General features: G+C 62.5%; 21 protein-coding genes. 15 read left to right on the forward strand and 6 right to left on the reverse strand.

Going from position 1 to position 20352, the window contains the following annotated elements:
* Positions 1-7: 7 nt before the first annotated feature.
* Positions 8-1156: a M24 family metallopeptidase gene (locus NKJ15_RS19060; protein ID WP_352816799.1), complete on the reverse strand. Its 1149-nt coding sequence runs from the start codon at positions 1154-1156 to the stop codon at positions 8-10.
* A 74-nt stretch (positions 1157-1230) separates the two neighbouring features.
* The gene (locus tag NKJ15_RS19065; RefSeq protein WP_352470568.1) at positions 1231-2421 is read right to left on the reverse strand and encodes a M24 family metallopeptidase; all 1191 of its coding nucleotides are present in this window, start codon (positions 2419-2421) and stop codon (positions 1231-1233) included.
* A 242-nt stretch (positions 2422-2663) separates the two neighbouring features.
* On the opposite strand from NKJ15_RS19065, the gene ehuB reads away from it, so the two are divergent.
* Genes ehuB through NKJ15_RS19090 form a run of 5 tightly spaced genes read left to right on the forward strand, consistent with a single transcriptional unit; the run spans position 2664 to position 6476 of the window.
* Entirely contained in the window at positions 2664-3533 is an 870-nt protein-coding gene (gene ehuB, locus NKJ15_RS19070) for an ectoine/hydroxyectoine ABC transporter substrate-binding protein EhuB (RefSeq protein ID WP_352470567.1), read from the forward strand.
* Positions 3534-3587: 54 nt separating this feature from the next.
* Positions 3588-4316 (forward strand): ectoine/hydroxyectoine ABC transporter permease subunit EhuC, encoded by a 729-nt coding sequence (ehuC, locus tag NKJ15_RS19075; RefSeq protein ID WP_352470566.1) that lies wholly within the window; start codon positions 3588-3590, stop codon positions 4314-4316.
* A complete protein-coding gene (gene ehuD, locus NKJ15_RS19080) occupies positions 4313-4972 on the forward strand; it encodes an ectoine/hydroxyectoine ABC transporter permease subunit EhuD (protein WP_023674259.1) in 660 nt (219 codons plus the stop codon). Before ehuC ends, ehuD begins: the two co-directional genes overlap by 4 nt.
* Positions 4969-5748, forward strand: a complete 780-nt coding sequence (gene ehuA / locus NKJ15_RS19085; protein ID WP_023717024.1) for an ectoine/hydroxyectoine ABC transporter ATP-binding protein EhuA — start codon at positions 4969-4971, stop codon at positions 5746-5748. Before ehuD ends, ehuA begins: the two co-directional genes overlap by 4 nt.
* Positions 5745-6476, forward strand: coding sequence for a GntR family transcriptional regulator (locus NKJ15_RS19090; RefSeq protein WP_352470565.1), 732 nt, complete (start codon positions 5745-5747; stop codon positions 6474-6476). Before ehuA ends, NKJ15_RS19090 begins: the two co-directional genes overlap by 4 nt.
* Positions 6477-6621: 145 nt before the next feature.
* On the opposite strand, the gene NKJ15_RS19095 is transcribed toward NKJ15_RS19090, so the two are convergent.
* Together NKJ15_RS19095 and NKJ15_RS19100 are read right to left on the reverse strand one after the other, a co-directional pair.
* On the reverse strand, positions 6622-7053 hold the full coding sequence (locus tag NKJ15_RS19095; protein ID WP_352470564.1) for a VOC family protein: 432 nt from the start codon (positions 7051-7053) through the stop codon (positions 6622-6624).
* A gap of 92 nt (positions 7054-7145) precedes the next feature.
* Positions 7146-7817 carry a helix-turn-helix domain-containing protein gene (locus tag NKJ15_RS19100; RefSeq protein WP_352470563.1) on the reverse strand — a complete coding sequence of 224 codons (672 nt, stop codon included), beginning with the start codon at positions 7815-7817 and terminating at the stop codon, positions 7146-7148.
* Positions 7818-8197: 380 nt separating this feature from the next.
* Here NKJ15_RS19100 and NKJ15_RS19105 point away from each other — a divergent pair, with 380 nt between their 5' ends.
* Together NKJ15_RS19105 and NKJ15_RS19110 are read left to right on the forward strand one after the other, a co-directional pair.
* Positions 8198-8563 (forward strand): VOC family protein, encoded by a 366-nt coding sequence (locus tag NKJ15_RS19105; protein WP_352470699.1) that lies wholly within the window; start codon positions 8198-8200, stop codon positions 8561-8563.
* Positions 8560-8925, forward strand: a complete 366-nt coding sequence (locus NKJ15_RS19110; protein ID WP_352470562.1) for a DoxX family protein — start codon at positions 8560-8562, stop codon at positions 8923-8925. The genes NKJ15_RS19105 and NKJ15_RS19110 overlap by 4 nt, the downstream gene beginning before the upstream one ends.
* Before the next feature lie 379 nt (positions 8926-9304).
* Here NKJ15_RS19110 and NKJ15_RS19115 read toward each other — a convergent pair whose 3' ends face one another.
* Positions 9305-9697: a GFA family protein gene (locus NKJ15_RS19115; RefSeq protein ID WP_352452141.1), complete on the reverse strand. Its 393-nt coding sequence runs from the start codon at positions 9695-9697 to the stop codon at positions 9305-9307.
* A gap of 167 nt (positions 9698-9864) precedes the next feature.
* Complete coding sequence (locus tag NKJ15_RS19120; protein WP_352470561.1) at positions 9865-10713, reverse strand: beta-keto acid cleavage family enzyme; 849 nt, start codon at positions 10711-10713, stop codon at positions 9865-9867.
* Between the two features lie 96 nt (positions 10714-10809).
* On the opposite strand from NKJ15_RS19120, the gene NKJ15_RS19125 reads away from it, so the two are divergent.
* The 8 genes from NKJ15_RS19125 (at position 10810) to NKJ15_RS19160 (ending at position 20350) form a co-directional block, all read left to right on the forward strand.
* Entirely contained in the window at positions 10810-11715 is a 906-nt protein-coding gene (locus NKJ15_RS19125; RefSeq protein WP_352816804.1) for a MurR/RpiR family transcriptional regulator, read from the forward strand.
* On the forward strand, positions 11712-13043 hold the full coding sequence (locus NKJ15_RS19130; RefSeq protein WP_352470559.1) for an aspartate aminotransferase family protein: 1332 nt from the start codon (positions 11712-11714) through the stop codon (positions 13041-13043). The genes NKJ15_RS19125 and NKJ15_RS19130 overlap by 4 nt, the downstream gene beginning before the upstream one ends.
* A 93-nt stretch (positions 13044-13136) precedes the next feature.
* Positions 13137-14090: a TAXI family TRAP transporter solute-binding subunit gene (locus NKJ15_RS19135; protein ID WP_352502597.1), complete on the forward strand. Its 954-nt coding sequence runs from the start codon at positions 13137-13139 to the stop codon at positions 14088-14090.
* 55 nt (positions 14091-14145) lie between these two features.
* On the forward strand, positions 14146-16746 hold the full coding sequence (locus NKJ15_RS19140; RefSeq protein ID WP_352816806.1) for a TRAP transporter permease: 2601 nt from the start codon (positions 14146-14148) through the stop codon (positions 16744-16746).
* Positions 16747-16828: 82 nt separating this feature from the next.
* Positions 16829-17740: a DMT family transporter gene (locus NKJ15_RS19145; RefSeq protein ID WP_352502598.1), complete on the forward strand. Its 912-nt coding sequence runs from the start codon at positions 16829-16831 to the stop codon at positions 17738-17740.
* Positions 17741-17887: 147 nt separating this feature from the next.
* On the forward strand, positions 17888-18607 hold the full coding sequence (locus tag NKJ15_RS19150) for a FadR/GntR family transcriptional regulator (RefSeq protein WP_352452148.1): 720 nt from the start codon (positions 17888-17890) through the stop codon (positions 18605-18607).
* 51 nt (positions 18608-18658) lie between these two features.
* Positions 18659-19633: a sialic acid TRAP transporter substrate-binding protein SiaP gene (locus NKJ15_RS19155; protein WP_023717039.1), complete on the forward strand. Its 975-nt coding sequence runs from the start codon at positions 18659-18661 to the stop codon at positions 19631-19633.
* Between the two features lie 144 nt (positions 19634-19777).
* Complete coding sequence (locus NKJ15_RS19160) at positions 19778-20350, forward strand: TRAP transporter small permease (protein ID WP_352470555.1); 573 nt, start codon at positions 19778-19780, stop codon at positions 20348-20350.
* Positions 20351-20352 lie beyond the last annotated feature (2 nt).

Consider the following 20352-nt stretch of genomic DNA (forward strand, 5'->3'; position numbering starts at 1 on the left):
TGCGGGCCTATCGAACGATCGGGCCGGCCGGCGTGCGGGTGAGCACTTCGGCGCCCGCGTCGGTCAAAAGCACCGTGTTGGAGACGAAGTCATTGCCGTGACCCGTTCCCATCAGCCATGACAGGATGTGGAAGCTCATCCCCGTTTCGATCTCGAGGTCGGAATCGTGTCGCAAGCCGGTCACCGAATTGCCGCCGGTCCATGACGGCGGCTGGCCGGCGCCGACAAGGTAGCCGCAGTGATGGCGGCGATAGTGGGAAAGGCCGGCCTCGTCGGCGACGGCCTGCCAGGCGGCGTAAACATCACGCGCCTTGGCGCCCGGGCGCAGCGCCTCGACGACCGCGTTGAAGGCCTTGGCGGTCACCTCCGCCATTGCGGCGTCTTCATCGCTGATGTGGCCGATGCGAACGAGCCGGCCGAGCGGGGCATGGTAGCGCGAGATGCACCCGGACAGTTCGACAAAGACCGGCTCGCGCTTGCGGTAGATTCCGTCGCCCCAGGTCGTGTGCTCTTCACCCAGGCGCGCGGCCGGGCGGATGAACGGTCCGAAGCCCGGCGCATGACCGCCGGCGCGGATCATTGCCGAAACACATTGGGCGGCGACCTCCTGTTCGGAAGCGCCATCGGAGATCGCGGCGATCGCGGCACCGGCGGCGGCGTCCGTCACCTTTGCGGCACGCCGCATCAGCGCCTGTTCTTCGGCGCTCTTCACCCGCCGCATCTCGTCGATCAGACCGGAGACATCGCTCCACGTTGCATCGGCTTGCGTCTGGAGCGCCACGGCAAGTCCATGGCTAAGGCCGGCCGTCCAGTATTCGAGGCCGATCCGCTTGCCCGACAGGCCGAGCTCCGCAAGCACCCGCGCGGCAAGGTCGGCCGCCGTTTCGCTGTCGGAGTGGCCGCGGAATTCCGCTGCCTTCACCTGCTTCTCGATCGTCACCTTCTCCATCGAGCGGGTGACCAGGACGGGGTTTCCCTGGAGTGGAACGATCAGCAGGTGAGGGGCAAAATACCCCCAGTGATCAAGCCCGGTGAGATAGAAGACGTTCTCCGGCGAGGCAAACACCGCCGCGTCGAGCTCCCGCTCGATCAGTGCAGTACGGACCTTTGCCAGGCGGCCGGCGATTTCGGCTTCGGAAAACGGATTGCGGTCCATCGGGCGTCCTCGTGCTTGTTGCCGGCTTGCTGGCGGGCATGGTCTTTTCGGCAGCCGGTTTCCCGGCCGCCATGTCAGTCGATGACGATGAGGTCGCGCGCCACGTCGCAGAGGCGTTCGCCGCCGCGTTCCGTGACGACGAACGACTCCGAGATGGCGATGCCGAAATCGTCGAGCCAGACGCCGGCCATGAAATGGAAGCACATCCCGGACTGCATCTCGGTAGTATCGCCGGGACGAAGGCTTGCGGTGCGTTCACCCCAATCGGGCGGGTATGCGAGCCCGACCGGATAGCCGACCCGGCTTTCCTTCTTCAGCCCGTTCCGTCGCAGGACTGCCTGCCAGGCGGCTTCCACCTGTTCGGCGGTGTAGCCGGGGCGCGCCTTCTCGAGGCCGGCGTCGACACCCTCGACGATTGCCTTGGCCATGTCGAGGATGGCTAGCGGCGGCTTGCCGAAATGTATGGTCCGCGTCAGCGCCGCGTGATAGCGGCGCCTCACGCCGGCAATCTCCAGAATGGCGGGGCCGCTGTCCGGCAGCGGCGCGTCGGACCACGTCAGATGCGGCGTGCTGGTGCCCTCGCCGACGGGCATCAGCGGACAGATCGCGGCATAGTCGCCGCCCGCTCCGGGCACCCCCATGATCTGCGCGTGATAGATTTCCGCAATGACATGGTTCTGAGGCACACCGGGCCGCATTTTCCCGATGGCGCGGTTCATGGCATGCGTGCAGATCGCACCCGCCTCGCGGATCAGCACCAGCTCGGCTTCGGATTTGACCAGCCGCGCCCAGTTAACGAGATCGTGGTTGTTGGCGAAATGCGCGTCGGGCAGCCCCTCGACAAGGTGGGCGTGGCAGCGCGCAGTGTAATAATGCGCGTCCATCTCGACGCCGATACGGGCCTTTCCCCAGCCGCGCGACCGGATCAGTTGGGCGAGTTCGTCATAAGGGTGTTCGACGGGCTGCTGCACCAGCCGTTCCGAGAACGGCACGATGTTTGTCTCGGGCAGGCCGGTGGTCAGGCGTGCGCTCTTGGCATCCTGCGCCCTGCCGAACCAGATCGGCCGGTCCTCCTCCAGATGGACGAGCACGCACTGCGGAACGTAGAACGACCATCCGTCATAGCCGGTCAGCCAGCACATGTTGGCTGGATCCTGACAGACGATGAGATCGAAGCCGGCTTGTTGCATGCGTGTCTTCACGCCGGCGAGGCGCTGCCCATACTCCGCTTGCGTGAATGTCCCGAAGCCCTTCGCGGTCGCCACCGAAATCCTGCCTTCCAGTACGCCGCTTGCCCTTTGATAAAATATGGGCAAGCAGGCCCAAATTGTGCACAACTCGACGTCAATTTGTTGGCTAACTACGAATTATCGCCGAATTTCCATGGTTTCTATATCTCTGCTTGCGAAATGTCTAGGGCAGTTGTATACGTCTGATCAAGCAGGCGCCGACCTCGAAGAAGGCCGCGCCCTGGGAACCATCCACAGTTGTCCAATGGGAGAAAAGCATGTTCAATTCATCGATATCGCGCCGCATGGTCGTGAAAGCGGCTGCCTGCATCGCGCTCGCCGCGACGTCATTGACCTCGCTGTCCGCTCACGCGGAAACCACCCTCGAACGGGCCAAGAAGGACGGCTACATCCGCGTCGGTTTCGCCAACGAGGCGCCGTTCGGTTACGCCACGCCAGACGGCAAGCTGACCGGCGAGGCGCCGGAAGTCGCCAAGGCGGTGCTCGCCAAGATGGGCATACCGCAGGTCGACGGTGTTTTGACCGAATTCGGCTCGCTCATTCCAGGTCTCAAGGCCGGCCGCTTCGATATCATCGCCGCCGGCATGTTCATCACCCCGAAGCGCTGCGCCGAGATCAACTACTCCGAGCCGTCCTACGGCATCGGCGAGGCTATGCTGGTGGCAAAAGGCAATCCGAAAGGCATCAAGGATTTTTCCAGCATCAAGGACAATCCGGATCTCAAGCTTGCCGTGATGGCCGGCGCCGTCGAAGGCGGCTTCGCCAAGGAAGCGGGCGTTGCCGATGGGCAGATCGTCTCCTTGCCCGACCAGTCCAGCCTGGTCGCCGCCGTCCAGTCGGGCCGCGCCGATGCTGCCGCGCTTACCGCCCTTTCGATCGCCGACATGGCCAAGAAGGCCGACGGTGTCGAATCGACCAAGCCCTTCGGCGAGGTCGCCGGCAAGTCGGTGAAAGGCCATGGCGGCTTCGGCTTCCGCAAGGAAGACACCGACCTGCAGCAGGCTTTCAACGCCGAGCTGAAGAAGTTCATCGGTTCGCCGGAGCATATCGCGCTGGTCGAGCCACTCGGCTTCGGCAAGGATTATCTGCCCAACAAGACCACCGCAGAGCTCTGCGCTGGCAAATAGGTTCCCAACTGCTGGCGGCGCGAAAGCGCCGCCCTTTTTTCCCGGGGGAATCGCATGGGAATCCGTACGCTCATTGCCATGCTGGTCATCGCGCTAGTCGTGATCGGCGCGTTGGCAACACAGGAAAGCTATAGAGTGTTCATGCCGGGGCTGCTGCAAGGCGCGGTCCTGACGGTCGAGATCGCCGTCCTCGGCAGCCTGCTGGCAATTATCATGGGCGTGCTTGCGGCACTTGCAAGGATGTATGGCCCGACGCCGCTCAGATGGCTGGCCACGGTTTACGTCGAGATCTTCCGCGGAACGTCGGCACTGGTGCAATTGTTCTGGCTGTTTTTCGTGCTCCCGCAATTCGGCGTCACGATCAACGCATTCGTTGTGGCGGTGCTGGCGCTCGGCCTCAATGTCGGCGCTTACGGATCGGAGTGCGTGCGCGGCGCGATCCAGTCCGTCGCCCGCGGCCAGTGGGAAGCGTGTACTGCATTGAACATGAGCCGCCCGCAGATGCTGCGCCGGATCATCCTGCCGCAGGCCTTTGTCGCGATGATCCCGCCCTGGGGCAATCTGTTCATCGAGCTTCTGAAATCGACGGCGCTGGTCTCGCTGATCACGCTTTCGGATCTCGCCTTCAAGGCGCAGCAAATGAACCAGAACACGTTCAAGACCATTCCGATCTTCACCCTCGTTCTTTTGATGTACCTGGCAATGTCGCTGGTTGTGACCATCGGCATGCGGCTTCTTGAAAGGCGAGCGTCGCTCGGACTGGCGCGGGGGAAGGCGGCATGATCTGGGATTGGGGATTTGCCCTGGAAATCCTGCCGGTGCTTGCCCGCGCCGCCGTCATTTCCATCGAAGCGACGCTGATCGGCTTTGCGCTTGCCGCCTCGCTCGGCCTGGTGCTGGCCGTTGTCCGCATCGCCGTGCCATGGACCAGCTGGACGATTTCGGTGCTGGTCGAGCTGATCCGCTCGACCCCGCTGCTCATCCAGATATTCTTTCTCTATTTCGTCTTTCCGAAATTCGGTGTCGTGCTCGACGCTTTCACCGCCGGGGTGCTGGCCATCGGCATCCACTACGCCGCCTATTGCTCCGAGGTCTATCGCGCCGGTTTCGACAACATCCATCGCGGCCAGTGGGAAGCTTCGATCGCGCTCAATCTCTCGTCCTGGACGACGTTCCGCGACATCATCATTCCGCAGGCGATCCCGCCGATCGTTCCGGCGCTCGGCAATTATCTGGTGGCCTTGTTCAAGGAAACGCCGTTGCTTTCCGCAATCGCCGTGATGGAACTGATGCAGACCGCCAAGATCATCGGCTCCGAAACGTTCCGCTACACCGAGCCGATCACGCTGGTCGGCCTGTTTTTCCTTGCCATGAGCCTGGTTTCGGCGGCGCTCATCCGCTCCCTCGAAGGGCTGCTCAACCGGAGGACCACCCGATGACTGAACAACCGATGGTCCGCTTCGACAATGTATCGAAACGCTACGGCACGTTAACCGTTCTCGACGGGCTCAATCTCGAAATAGCGCGCGGCGAAAAAGTCTCCGTCATCGGTCCGTCGGGTTCGGGCAAGACGACGGTGCTGCGCATGCTGATGACGCTGGAGACGATCAATGACGGCGTCATCTGGGTCGAAGGCGAGCCGCTGACCCATATGGAGAGGAACGGCAAGCTTGTTCCCGCCGATCTCGCCCACATCCGCAAGATCCGCGCCAAAATCGGCATGGTGTTCCAGTCGTTCAACCTGTTTCCGCATATGACAGCGATGCAGAACTGCATCGAGGCGCCGATAACGGTGCTCGGAATGAAGCGGGCGGACGCCGAGGCAAGAGCGGCCGAACTGCTGGAGCTGGTCGGTCTGGCCCAGAAGAAGGACCACTATCCGTCACAGCTTTCTGGCGGCCAGCAGCAGCGCGTCGCCATCGCCAGGGCGCTGGCAATGCGGCCCAAGATCATGCTGTTCGACGAGGTGACGTCGGCGCTCGACCCGGAGCTTGTCGGCGAAGTGCTGCAGGTGATAAGGCAAATCGGGCGCGAGCATGATCTCACCATGCTGATGGTCACCCATCAGATGGGCTTCGCCAAGGAGTTTTCCGACCGCGTTTGTTTCTTCTATCAAGGCAAGATCTGCGAGCAGGGGCCGCCAAGCGAACTGTTTGGTGCTCCCAAGAACGAGCGGACACGGCAATTCCTGCATGCTGTCCTGGAGGCTGGGTGACGATCGAGACAGAGGCCAAGCCGCCCACGACGGTGACCGCCGCGCCGCCGCGCCCGCTCTCCGCGCGGGAGCGGTTCGAGCGCATCTACCGGATATTGCGCGACCGCATCTGCCTGCTCGATTATGCGCCGGGAAGCCACCTGTCCGAGGAAGAACTTGCCCAGGAATTCCAGATCAGCCGCACGCCGGTCCGGCGCGTGCTGGCGCGCCTTGAATCCGAGGGTCTGGTTCAATCCGTCCACGGCGTCGGCACGATCGTCACCGACGTCGACATCGAGGAATTGCAGCAGGTCTATCATTTGCGCCTGGAGCTGGCGCTCCTCGTCGGCAAGCTTTCGCCGATTCCGCGCACGGCGGACGATCTTGACCGGATACGGGCGCTCATCGCGCGCTGCGATGCCGATATACTCAATCCCGACCAGCGCGCTTTCCTGCGCCTCAACATGGATTTTTTCTACGAGCTCACGGCGATGACCGGCAACCAGCCACTGCGCGAGATCAGCGAGCGCCTGTATTTTCAGGTCGCGCGCGTCGTCCTGAAGCTGATGCCGCAATTGGGCCTCGTCGAGGAATTCACCGCATTCCGCCGCGAAATGGAAGAGGTCCTTGCCGCGGCCGAAATCGGCGACTGGGAGTCCATCGGGCACATAAGGCGGGCGCATATCTCAATGAGCTTCCGCCGCATGATGCGCCATGCAGGCGAGGCGAATCTGGATAGAGCTACATAATCAGCCCCGTAAGATTATGCTGGTGGACTGCCGTCGAACTGGCTTCGTTTGCCAGGGAAAGCAGGCCGCCCGCCCCGATGCCGATAGAATTTGCCAGCACCGGGAATGACCGGAACGGCCCGATCCTACAGGGCCATACCTGCCCTCAGAGAGCGTCCTCATTCGGTATGTTGGCGGGGTTCCAGACGACCTCCCACAGGTGTCCGTTCGGATCGCGGAAGTATCCGGCATATCCGCCAAAGAACGTGTCCCGGGCAGGCTTGATGATCTCGGCTCCGGCGCGAGCGGCCTCATCCATCACTTGATCGACTTCTTCGCGGCGCACAACGTTGTGTCCGACTGTGAACGAGGTCGAGCTGATCGGCGCCTTGGGCAGGCCAGTGTCGTAGGCGAGGTCGTCCTGCGCCCAGATCGCGAGCTTCAACCCGCCAGACAGCGTGAAGAACGCGACGGCGCCATGCTCGAACTCGCGGCCGATGATCCCTTCCGTCGGCAAGCCGAGACCGTCGCGGTAGAACGCCAGAGAACTCTCGAGGTTGGCGACAGCGATAGTCAAAACCGAAATGCGCGGTTTCATGGCGATCTCCTCTGGTTGTCGGAGACACCAGGATAAAGTCGGGCGACAGTGACGAATTGAACAAAACGGCCAATGAAGAGCGCGACGTGGTTTCACCCGTTCTGCAGCAGGTGATGAATCTGTCGCGGGGTGCTTCCCGTCAGGCGTCGGCTCTCGCGGACAAGATGCGCCTGATCGGAATAGCCCGCCTCGGCTGCCAGGATGGCCGTGGCGCTGTTTGATTGGCTCGAAAGCCGCAGAAAGCGCTGGTAGCGGAGGATACGGTCAAGCGTCTTGGGGCCATAGCCGAAGCTCTCGTCGAAGCGCCGGCGCAACGTCCTTTCGCTCATCTCGAGTGCGCGCATCAACCAAGGGACGAGCGGCGCGTCGGGTGGCGGCCCGCGCTCGATCAGGCGATATGCCGCCTGCATGGGAACGTCTGGCGCGCGGGAGGCCGCCTCCTCGGCGACGACCTGTTCGAGCGAACAGGCCAGATCCTCGAGATTGTCGCCTGCGCGCACGCGGCTGGCGAGGCGCCGGGCTCGCGCGCCCCATAAATCGTCGAGCAACAGCCTCTGGCCGACAAGCTCGATTTGTGGCACGCCGAGCCATGCCGCCGCCGTGGCAGGATGAAAGCGCAAGCCGATCACGATCTCGCCTGCCGCCAGGACCTCGGTCTGCGGCTCCTTGTCGGGGCCGGCAATTCGGAAGCTGCCTCCGATCCATTGCAGGTCGATCGTTGCATCGGGCATGACGACGATTGGCGGTGCGCCCGCCGGGTCCATTCGATGCGCCCACACCGAAGCAAAGCTCCCGTGAAGCCGCGCCGACGCTGGACGTTGCTGAAATGAACCCGTTGCCTGCGCTGGGACGGGATCGCTCATCTCGCTCCTCTTCGGATTACCGGCGGTGAACCGACGCAGTGGCTGCGCCCGCCGTCGCTCGAGACAACAATCTGCACGACCGACAACGTCTGCCAATCGAAAACGGTTGCAAGAATCGGTTGTTTCTTCCGGCCGGAAGGAAGAGGGTAGGTGAATAATCATGTCAGATGCATCGCCTCGGCGGCGCCGTGTGAAGCCATACGTCGATGGCCGTTTTGTTCAATCCGGCAGGCGAGATGCGTGCTTATCTTTCGCCGTCGTACACCACACGAGAGGTATGCATCATGAGCAACAACAACGATCAACGGATCGACTACGTCGAATTCAACGTGAAAGACATTCAGCGGTCACGCGACTTCTACGGAAAGGCCTTCGGCTGGACCTTCACTGACTACGGCACGCAATATTGCGAGTTCAACGACGGGCGCTTGTCAGGTGGCTTCGCCGCTGGCCCAGCGAGGTCCGGAGGAGGCCCGCTCGTCATTCTCTATGCCGATGATTTGCCGGCAACGGTCAAGCGGGTCGAGGAAGCGGGAGGCACGATCGTCAGGCCGATTTATGGGTTCCCCGGCGGCCGGCGCTTTCATTTCGCGGATCCGGATGGTTACGAGCTAGCGGTTTACACCGAGGACGGCAGCAAGGAATGATCGCGTTCCTCCACCACCTTGGATTGGTTTTGCTCGGCGGCGTCTTTATCTGGGCGGGCGCCGAGCATTTCCTCAGGTTCCGGGCAGTTACAGCGTCCCTGGCCGAGCGGGGCTTTCCTGCTCCCAGGCCTCTTCTCGCGGCCGGATCGGTGCTGGAGATCGCAGGCGGCTTTTGCCTAGCAGCGGGCCTTGGTGGACCCTTTCCCGCCGCGACCTTGGCCGTATTCACCATTGCGGCGTCGTTCATGGCGCTCAACTTCTGGCGCTACAGCGGCGATGAACGCGAAGCGCTTCGTACCGGCTTCACCATCAATGTCGCCGTCTTGGGCGGGTTGATTGTCGCCGCGACCACTAGCCTGTGATCATCGTTTCGAGGCGGCGGGCCACTGGACCACGACAGAGCCATTCCACGACGCTGCGCTGCTTGGGCATTTCGTTGATGGCTTCCGCAAGGCCGATCTTCCGGCGTGACCTCCTAAACGGCCAGCTTTGAACGCGGCGCTCTGTACAAAGCCTGCGTCAGGATCGCGACGATGAATCCCATCCCGTGCGATCCTCCTCTAAGGTCCGGCGCCTTGGCTGTCACGGGTCGCCTTAGGCGCTCACGAATGCCCATGGGGCAATGTGGATGAAGGCAGCGCACCTTGTAAGCATGCAAGTTCACATTTTAGCGGCGTGAGCAGGCGGCCTGTGAAAATCCATGTTCTGATGTCGTTGCCTCCTCGGCACCGTTCCTGCGACCTATTCCTCAAAGCGACCCGTGGCGTCACGATCGCGCTCGTACCGTCTGGTGAGCGGAAACGGCGGCAACCAGGACTCGCGTCGGATGATCCAGCTTTCGTAGGTTGGCATCAGCTGGTCAGGCGCATCCAGGGACCCCAGGTTTACTTCGATTTCGTCTGCGGTGCGTCCGAAAACGGAGGAGCCGCAGCGGGGACAGAAAAACCGCCCGGCGTAGTCGCGTGTTTCGCCGTCGATCGTCACCGCATCCTCAGGAAAAATCGCGGAAGCGTGAAAAAGGGCGCCATGATGCTTGCGGCAGTCGAGACAGTGACAAAGGCCGACCCGGTATGGGCGCCCTGACGCGACAATTCGGACGTTGCCGCACAGGCAACCGCCGGTGAATCGGTCCATGCTGCGTCTCCTCCAATATCAAGCGGCCGGAATGGTTACAACGACCGGCACTGTTGTTGCAATCGCCGCGCCGCGGGCGGGGACACGTCGTTCTTCCGTGGCGATGACATTGCAGCCGCCTCTCTATGTCTTGCGCGAGCTTGCCGCCGAAAATAGGCTTTGGTTTGTCATATGGAACGAAACGGCGCGTTCCATTGAGCCGCCAACTCGGCGGCCGAGGCGATCTTGACGCCGCAGTCGGCGAGTATGCGTGCGACGGTCGCTACCAGTTCGGCGTTGGACGAGGCTATGCTGCCGTCCGGAAGGAAAAGATTGTTTTCGAAGCCGACCCGGACATGGCCGCCAAGCAACGCGGCGGCGGTCACGCACGCCGCTTCGTTGCGGCCGAAGGCGCAGACGCTCCAATGGTCGAAGCGCGGCATGTTCGCCGCGAGGAATGGCAGGAGATCGGCAGGAACGGACGCCTGTCCCGGCGTGTATCGGCCCAGCACGTAGAGAACCGGTATGCTTGCCCAGGGGATCAGTCCGCGCTGCTGCATGTCCGAAAGCCTGACGGCCTCCTCGGGCGAATAGAGGATGATCTGCGGCGCAACCCCCTCGGTGTGCAGCCAGGCCATGAAGCGCACACAGGCGAGTTCCGATCCGGCATCAGGAACGATTTCGCGAAGCGCCAACGAGACAGCTTGCGGCTTCACATCTTGTACGACGGCCATCTGTTGGGCCGGCGAATAGATACCGAGCGCTTCGGAGGTGATCTGAATTATCAAGCGGTCGCCGGCAGCACCGCGGATGGCGGCGATCGTCTGGCGGTAGGCGTCGGGGTCGAGCAGATGATTGCCGCTTCTGTCGCGGACATGGACGTGGATCATAGCCGCACCGGCATCGGCGCATTCCGCGGCCGTCCTCGCAAGTTCGGCTGGTGTCAGTGGAATCGCCGGATGGTCGGCCTTGCTGCGACGTCCCCCATTCGGGGCGACGGCTATGGCGATGCGGTCGAGACCAGTGGCCGGCTTCATGGGGACGTTCTGTGAGCGACAAGATTCATATGAATCAATCTTTGATCACACTGAAACAGACGTTGCAATCGCTGGGCTGGCGAGCTAGCAATATCCATGGACCAGGGAGAGCTTGCTGGACAGATCGTCACTGCCTTCGACGGCATGTCGGCGCAGCTTCGGTCCGCTGCGCGCTATGTCCTTGACAAGCCGTATGATGTCGCGCTGTTGTCCATGCGCGAGCAGGCCCGGCACGCAGGAGTGCAGCCGGCGACGATGACGCGGCTGGCCCAGCATCTCGGCCTTGATGGCTACGAGGCGGTACGCGATATCTACGCCGCCGCGATCCGGGACGGCGAAATCGGTTTCGCCGGCAAGGCGGGCCTTCAGGTGGCCAGCCAAAAGCTCAAGGGCGACCACGCGCTGGCGGCCGATATTCTGGATTCGATTTCCAGCCAGCTTGCCCATCTCGCCGAAAGCAGGTCGATCCACCGTCTGGTCGAGACGGCCAGGGCGCTGAGTGCGGCAAGGCGCGTCTATTGCCTCGGCCTGCGCTCGAGCCATGCGGTGGCCTGGCATCTGCATTACATCCTGTCGCTGATCGGCGAGAAGTCGGTGCTGTTGCACGGCATCGGCGGAACCGATGGCGACGCTCTGGCCCATGCGACCAAGGACGACGTGCTGATCGCCGCCAGCGTCCTGCCCTACACGCGCTTCACCATCGAGCTTGTCGAGTATGCTGCCGGCCGCGGCGTACCGGTCATTGCGATCACCGACAGCGGGGTAGCCCCCTTGGCGCTGCTTGCCGATCACCTGGTCGTCGTGCCGACCGGCAGCCCGTCCTTTTTCCACACCATGACGCCAGCTTTCATCGTTGCTGAGATCCTCGGTGCTCTTGTCGCAGGACAGGCAGGCGAGGGCGCCGTTGAATCGCTGCGACGCTTCGATGAGCAGGGCGCCGCCCTCAAGACCCACCTGAACCAGCGTACGCCGAAGAAAATGCCCCTGAGGGACCGTCGATGACACACATTCTTCATCGAACCATCCACTCGACGCTGCCGGTCGCCGTTCGCGGCCAAGGCATCGAACTGTTCGACGCAGAGGGCAAGTCCTACATCGACGCATCGGGCGGCGCGGCCGTGTCCTGTCTCGGCCACGGCCATCCCGACGTGATTGCCGCGCTGCACGCCCAGCTTGACCGCATCGCCTACGCCCATACCAGCTTCTTCACCACCGAGGTGGCGGAGCGCTTGGCGGACCGGCTGGTCGAGGACGCGCCGAAAGGGTTGGACCACGTCTATCTGGTCAGCGGCGGCTCGGAGGCGGTCGAGGCCGCGCTCAAGATGGCCAGGCAATATTTTGTCGAGAAAGGCGAGCCGCAACGGCGCCATCTCATCGCACGCCGGCAGAGCTATCACGGCAATACGCTCGGCGCTCTCGCCACCGGCGGCAACGAATGGCGGCGCGCCCAGTTCAGGCCGTTGCTGATCGAGACCCACCATATCGACCCCTGTTACGCCTATCGCTATCAAAAGCATGGCGAAAGCGACGAAGCCTATGCGGCGCGCGCCGCCCAGCAGCTCGAAGACAAGATCCTCGAACTCGGCCCGGACGAGGTCATCGCCTTTGTCGCCGAGCCGGTGGTGGGTGCCACGCTCGGCGCGGTGCCGCCGGTCGCGGACTACTTCAAGCACATTCGCGCGATTTGCGACCGCTACGGCGTGCTGCTCATTCTCGACGAGGTGATGTGCGGCATGGGCCGTACCGGCACGCTGCATGCGTGCGAGCAGGACGGCATCGCTCCCGACCTGCTGACTATCGCCAAGGGACTCGGCGGTGGCTACCAGCCGATTGGCGCGGTGCTGCTCGGCCGGCATATATTCGATGCCTTTGCCCAAGGCTCGGGCTTCTTCCAGCATGGACATACCTATATGGGCCATCCAATGGCAGCGGCGGCCGGCCTTGCCGTGCAGGAGGTCATCCGGCGTGACGGTTTGCTCGACAACGTCAGCGCAATGGGCGCGCAGCTGGACGAACGCCTGCACCAACGCTTCGATAACCACCATCACGTCGGCGACATTCGCGGGCGGGGTCTATTCAGGGGAATCGAGCTGGTGGTTGATCGCGCCAGCAAGGAACCATTCGACCAGAGGCTTGAACTCAACGCCCGCATCAAGCGCGAAGCAATGGCCCGCGGCCTGATGATTTATCCGATGGCCGGGACGATTGATGGTGTGCGGGGCGTTCATGTGCTTGTGGCGCCGCCATTCATCATTTCCAAACAGGATATCGATCGGATCGTCGAACGGCTCGGTGAGGCGATCGACGCTGCGATCGCTTCAGCGGCCTGAGCCGCACGACGCGGACCGCCTCAACCAGTTCCAACGCGTCATCGGCGACGGGCCGGGACACCCACCAGAGAGGTAGCAACCATGTACAGTTCAATGAAAACCCTGATCGGCGCGGCGGCCTGCATGCTGCTGGCGCTGCCATCCGTCGGAGCCGAGCAGCGCTTCGTCACGGTCGGCACCGGCGGGGTCACCGGCGTCTACTACGCCGTCGGCGGCGCCATTTGCCGACTGATGAACAAGGACCGGCAGAAAACCGGCATCCGATGCTCGACGGAGTCGACCGGCGGTTCGGTCTTCAACGTCAACTCCATCCAGACGGGCGACCTCGATTTCGGCTTGACCCAATCGGACGTTCAGTACCAGGCCTATGAGGGGACCGGAAATTTCGACGGCAAGCCGTTCAAGGATCTGCGGGCCGTGTTCTCTGTCCATCCCGAGCCGTTTACCGTGCTGGCGCGGCCAGACGCCGGCGTCACCAAATTCGAGGACTTCAAAGGCAAACGCTTCAACGTCGGCAATCCCGGGTCAGGCACCCGCTCGTCCATGGAGGAGTTGCTCAAGCAGATGGGCTGGACGCTCGGCGATTTCTCGCTTGCCGCGGAGCTGAAGGCGGACGAGCAGGGCAGCGCGCTGTGCGACAACAAGATCGACGGTTTCTTCTATGGCGTTGGTCATCCTTCCGCGGCGATCCAGGATCCGACCACGGCCTGTGGTGCCAAACTCATCGCGCTGACCGGTCCGGCAGTGGACGCGCTGCTGGCAGCTCATCCGTACTATTCAGTCGCCACCATCAAGGGCGGCATGTACGCCAACAATCCGGACGACGTGACGACATTCGGCGTCCGCGCGACCGTGGTGACGAATGCCAGCACGCCCGATGAGGTGGTCTACGAACTGGTGAAGTCGGTCTTCGAAAATTTCGACGACTTCAAGAAACTGCATCCGGCTTTCGCCAATCTCGATCCCAAGGAGATGATCAAGACCGGTCTGTCGGCGCCAATGCATCCGGGCGCGGAGCGCTATTACAAGGAGAAGGGGTGGCTCTAGGCCTTCAATGCGAGGCGCCACAGGCGCCTCGCATTGCAAATAATTGTGGGGAACGATGACAGATCAAAGCCAGCGGGCGGCAGGGCCTGACCAACCCGTTATCGACATTGACAAGCTTAGCGAGATCGTCGCCGAGGCCGACACCGGTGGGCGCAAGCCGACCGGCCGCACCGCGAAGCTGATCCTCGGCGTATCGCTGGCATGGTCGCTGTTCCAGCTCTGGTATGCCTCGCCCCTTCCGTTCATGCTCAATTTTGGTGTCGTCAGCGACGGCATCGCCCGCTCCATCCATCTGGCCTTCGCCCTGTTTCTGGCGATGCTGACGTTTCCGGCCTTCAAGACCTCGTCGCGCAGCCGGGTGCCGCTGTCCGACTGGGTGCTAGGCATCGCCGGGGCGGCGTCCGCCCTCTATCTGTTGGTCTTTTACAGCGATATCGCCCATCGGCCGGGTCTTCCTACTACGGCTGACCTGGTCGTCTCGATCGCCGGCGTCCTCATCCTGCTCGAGGCCGCCCGTCGCGCCGTCGGGCCTGCCATCACCGTCATCGCGGCGAGCATGCTGATCTATATCTTTGCCGGGCCTCACCTACCTGGCCTGCTCGGCCATAAGGGCGCGACGTTATCGCGCGCAGCCTCGCAGATGTGGCTGACGTCGGAGGGGGTCTTCGGTGTTGCCCTCGGTGTGTCCACCAACGTCGTCTTCATGTTCGTTCTGTTCGGAACATTGCTGGAGCGCGCCGGCGCCGGCGGCTTTTTCATCCAGCTTGCCTTCTCGCTGCTCGGCAGATACCGCGGCGGTCCGGCCAAGGCCGGTGTCGTGGCTTCCGGCCTGACCGGCATGATTTCCGGGTCGTCGATCGCTAATGTCGTGACCACCGGAACCTTCACCATCCCGCTGATGCGCCGGGTCGGATATTCTGCGGTGAAGGCGGGCGCCATCGAATGCGCGGCCGGCGTCAATGGTCAGCTGATGCCTCCGGTGATGGGCGCCGCCGCGTTCTTGATCGCGGAATATGTCGGCATTTCCTATGCCGAGGTGGTCAAGCACGCCTTCTATCCGGCGCTGCTGACCTACGGCTCGTTGTTCTACATCGTCGATATCGAGGCGATGAAGACGGGGATGAAGGGCCTGCCGTCACGCAGCACGCACTCCGCATTTCAGGGCGCGCTGCGCGGGCTGATGGGCGTATGCGGTTTCATCATCCTCGCAGGGCTTGTCTATTACGGCATTGGCTGGACGAAGATCGTTTTCGGCACGGCCGCGACCTGGATGATCACTGCCGCGCTGATCGCCGTTTACATCGGCCTTGTCGCCTACCGGGCGCGTTATCCCGACCTGCCGCTGGAGGATCTGGAGGGCGAGGTCGTCAGGATTCCCCACTTCGGCGAGACGGCACGCACCGGCCTGCATTTTCTGCTGCCTGTGATCCTGCTGATCTGGTGCCTGATGGTGGAGGAGTTGTCGCCCGGCCTGTCGGCATTCTGGGGCGCTGTCGCCCTTATGGCGCTGATCGTCACGCAGCGGCCGCTCACCGCCTTTTTCCGCAAGGACCGCGCGCTGGCGCAGCATTGGCTTCACGGTTTCGACGATCTGGTCGGTGGTCTGTCCGCCGCCGCACGCAACATGACGACGGTCGGCATTGCCACTGCGACGGCCGGCATCATCGTCGGCACGGTTCTGCTCACGGGCATCGGGCTGGTAATGACCGAGCTGGTCGAATTCATCTCGGGCGGCAGCTTCATCGTCATGCTTTTGTTCACCGCGGTGATCTGCATCATTCTCGGCATGGGCATGCCGACCACTGCAAGCTATGTCGTCGTCGCCACCTTGATGGCGCCGGTCATCGTCGATTTGGCGGCGCAGAACGATCTTGCCGTGCCGCTGGTCGCCGTCCACATGTTCGTTTTCTATTTCGGGCTGATGGCGGACGTGACGCCGCCAGTGGGCCTGGCGGCTTATGCAGCTGCGGCAATTTCCGGCGCCGATCCGGTGAAGACCGGCATTCAGGGCTTCAAGTACGAGATCCGTACCGGCCTGCTGCCGTTCATCTTCATCTTCAACACCGGACTGCTGATGATCGATCTCGAAGGTCCGTTCGATTTCGTCGCGATGGTGGTGACATCGACGCTGGCCATGGTCTCGTTTGTAGCAGCGACGCAGAATTGGATGCTCGTGCGCAACCGCTGGTACGAGACGATTGCGTTGCTTGTGGCCTGTTTCATCTTGTTCAGGCCGGGATTGTTGCTCGATCAGGTGAGTGAACCGTATCGGGCAGTACCCGCCACCGAACTCAGCCGTATCGTCGACGAGACGGCCGAGGGAGGCGCGGTTCGCTTGCGCCTGACGACACTGAACCTCAACGGCGATGAGATATCGAAGCTGGTTCGGCTGCAGCTCGGGCCTGCAAATTCATCGGCCGAACGCCTGAAGGCTGCGGGCCTGGACGTCAGTGCGCTTGGCGATAGCGTGACGGTCGGCGTGGTGCGACTGGGCAGTCAGGCGGCCAAATTCGGCCTGCAGCCCGGCGACGAGATCAACCAGGTGCTAGTCCCTGCGGAACGGCCATCGCGCTATTGGTTTACCATCCCGGCCCTGTTGTTGGTCGGTCTCGTCTTCTGGGTTCAGAAGCGGCGAAGGAGGACAATCGCTCCGTAAGCGTCTTGTGAGCGGAAGAGTCTTGGCCAGCATGTCAGTAACAAGAGAACCAAACGGCGCCGCGGAACCGGCTAGCGTGGAAATGCGCTTGACGACGCACGACCGCCCCTTCGAACCGGTCGACTACGGGCTTTACGCGCTGACGGTCATTGCCTGGAGCGCATCGTGGTTCGCGATCGAACTTCAGGTCGGCAGCGGCGTGTCGAACGAGGTCAATCTGGTCTGGCGCTTCGCCATCGCCACGCTGCTGATGTTTGCCTGGGCGGGCTTTTCCGGTCGGCGGCTCCGCTTTCCGATCACCGATCATTTGCGCTTTGCTGTGCTCGGCATCCTCATCTTCTCGTCGAACTTCCTGTTTTTCTATTACGGCGCCGGCTATCTCGTCAGCGGCTTGCTCTCGGTCGTCTTCTCGCTCGCCTCGGTCATCAACATGCTGCTCGCTGCCTTGGTCGTCGGCGAGCGCCCGGCGCCGCGCATTCTCGCCGGCGGCCTCATCGGCTTCGCCGGCATAGCGCTGATGTTCTTTCCCGAAATCGCCGCCAACGGGCTTTCCGGCGGCACGTTGGTGGGCCTTCTTCTGTGCCTCTGTGGCACGCTGAGCTTCTGCGCCGGCAATCTCGTCTCCGTCGCAAACCAGCGCCGCGGCCTGCCGCTCGTTTCAACGAGCGCCTGGGGCATGCTTTATGGCACTCTGTGGTCGACGTTCCTGGCCTTCCTGCTTGGTGAGCCGTTCGTGTTCGCGACGACCGCCTCTTATATTGGCTCGCTGGTCTTCCTCGCCGTCATATCGACCGTCGTCGCTTTCGCCGCCTACCTGACGCTGCTCGGACGCATTGGCGGCGCCCGCGCCGGCTATGCGACCGTCATATTTCCCGTCTTTGCGCTTTTGATCTCCACGGCGCTGGAAGGCTATGCCTGGACCGCTTACGCGGTTGCCGGGCTCGCCCTCGTCGCCGCCGGGAACGTCCTGGTCATTCGCGGGGGACGGCGCTGACGCATGGAATGCTTGCGCAATGCCGCCGCGTTCCGGTTGTGCGGGCCGCGGTTCCATCGAGCTTGACTCTCCGCGTCCTCTGTCTAAGCTGCGGTCAATGGGTCAGACCAATGTACCAGGGTTGGCCCGGGAGGGAACTAAACGCACATGCCGATCCAGGCCGTTGAACCACGCCGGCTTTACCGACAGGTCGCCGATCAGCTCAGGCAGCTGATCGATGCCGGCGAGTTTTCCGTCGGCGACCGCCTGCCGACCGAGCGGGATCTGGCCGACCAGCTCGGAATTTCCCGCCCGACAGTCCGTGAAGCGCTGATAGCGCTGGAGGTCGAAGGCCGCATACGCATCCGCGTCGGCTCGGGTATCTACGTCACCGATCCGCCGAGCGCCGCCGCCTCCGAACCCGAAGTCGAGGAAGGCCCGTTCGAGCTGTTGCGCGCGCGCGAATTTGTCGAAGGCGCGATCGCCGCCGAAGCGGCCCTCCATGTCCGGCCTGCAGATATCGAACGGCTCGACGACGTGCTGCGCCGGATGGAGGCCATGCGTCACCCCAACAAGATGACCATTGCGCTCGACCGGGAATTCCACACCGCTGTCGCCGGCATTCTCGAGAACGCGGTGCTGGTGCGCTTCATCGGCGAGCTTTTCGACCAGCGCATGAACCCGTACTTCGAACGCCTGTCGATCTATTTCGAGACCAGCGATTCCTGGCAGGTCGCGGCAAAGGAACATCGTGCCGTGCGCGATGCAATTGCCGCGCGCGACCCCGAGCGGGCCAAGGCCGCCATGCAGCAGCATCTGCGCCAGTCGCAAATCAGATTCTCACGCAATTTCGATGAGAGAGCCGCAGCCAAGGAGGTTGCGGAATAGCAGTTGGCCGGGGGGAGATCCGGCCGTCAAGTTCAACCAGGGAGGAATTAGATGCTGAGAAAATACGCAGTTCTGCTCGGTGCGATCGCCGCAATTGCCATACCCATGGCGTCGGCCTCGGCGGAAACGGTCCTGAAATGGGCGCATGTCTACGAGACGACGGAGCCCTTCCACACCGAATCCGTGTGGGCGGCCGACGAAATCAAGAAGCGCACCCAGGGCCGCTACGCCATCGACGTCTATCCGGCCTCGCAGCTTGGCAAGGAAGCAGACATCAACCAGGGCCTGATGCTCGGTACCGTCGATATCATCATTTCCGGATCGAGCTTCGCGGCGCGCGAATATCCACCGATCGGCGTCACCTATTTCCCATACACTTTCCGCGATGCCGACCATTTGCTGAAATACACCAAGAGCGACGTCTACAAGGCCCTGACCAAGGGCTATGAGGACAAGACCGGCAATCACATCGCCGCCACCACCTATTACGGGACGCGGCAGACCACCTCGAACCGTCCGATCGCCAAGTGCTCCGACATGCAGGGCCTGAAGATGCGGGTTCCCGACGTGCCGGCCTATCTGGCCATGCCGCGTGCCTGCGGCGCCAACACCGCGCCGATTGCCTTCGCCGAGGTGTATCTGGCCCTGCAGAACGGCACGGTCGAGGCCCAGGAGAATCCGCTGACCACCATCGAGGCGAAGAAATTCTACGAGGTGCAGAAGAACATCGTGCTCACTGGCCATATCGTCGATCATCTCAACACCATCATATCGGCGTCGCGCTGGGCCTCGCTTTCCGACGAAGACAAGAAGATCTTCACCGAGGTGATGCAGGAGGCTGCCGCCCGCGCCACGGCAAAGATCGTCGCCCGCGAAAAGGAACTGGTGCAGGTATTCAAGGACCGCGGCATCAGCGTAACCGATGTCGACCGTGCCGACTTCGAGAAGAATGTGCTGGAGAAGGTCACCTTCGAGGAGTTCGGCTACAACAAGGCCGATTGGGAAGCGATCCGCGCCATCAAGTAGGCCATCGGCAAATCGAATGCTTAATCAAGAGGATAGAGCGGCAATCGGATTTGCTGCTTTAACCTGCTCTTCGGTCCGGCTCCAAATTGCGCCGGACGGCCTTTTCAATCCTTGACGACCCACCAGCTTCGGGAGCCCGCGCCGATGGCCGAGGAACACCACATCGAGATCACCGTCGGAGAGATCGCGCACGCCTTCGAGGAGGTGCCGGTACACGTCGACCTGTCGGACCACGGCATCGAGGACTGGATCACGCTTGCCGTATTCTGGGGCATGGTCGTGTGTGTCTTCCTGCAGTTTTTCACCCGCTATGCGCTGAACAACAGCCTTGCGTGGACCGAGGAGATCGCCATCAACGCGCTCGTCGTCGTCGTTTTTCTGGGCGCCGCCATGTGCGTGCGCCTTTCGCGCCATATCCATGTCGACGTGCTTTACCACTATCTGCCGGAGCGCGTCGGCCGCTGGCTGGCGCTCGCCGTCGATGTTATCCGCATTGCATTCTTCGGCTACGGGTCCTGGCTGATGTGGCGCTACGTCACGATCGTGGCGCATGAGCGCATGGTCACCGTCAACCTGCCGCGGCGCTGGTTTTTCTACGCCGTACTGGCCGGGTTCGTGCTGATGCTACTGCGCTCGATCCAGGTCTTCATCGGCAATTACAGGCGCGGCTATTCGGTGCTCGAGCGTCCTGGCGCGTTCGAGACGGCGGGGGTCTGAGC

Origin of the sequence: Mesorhizobium sp. M0207, from assembly GCF_040321995.1 — a bacterium.
GTDB lineage: Bacteria > Pseudomonadota > Alphaproteobacteria > Rhizobiales > Rhizobiaceae > Mesorhizobium.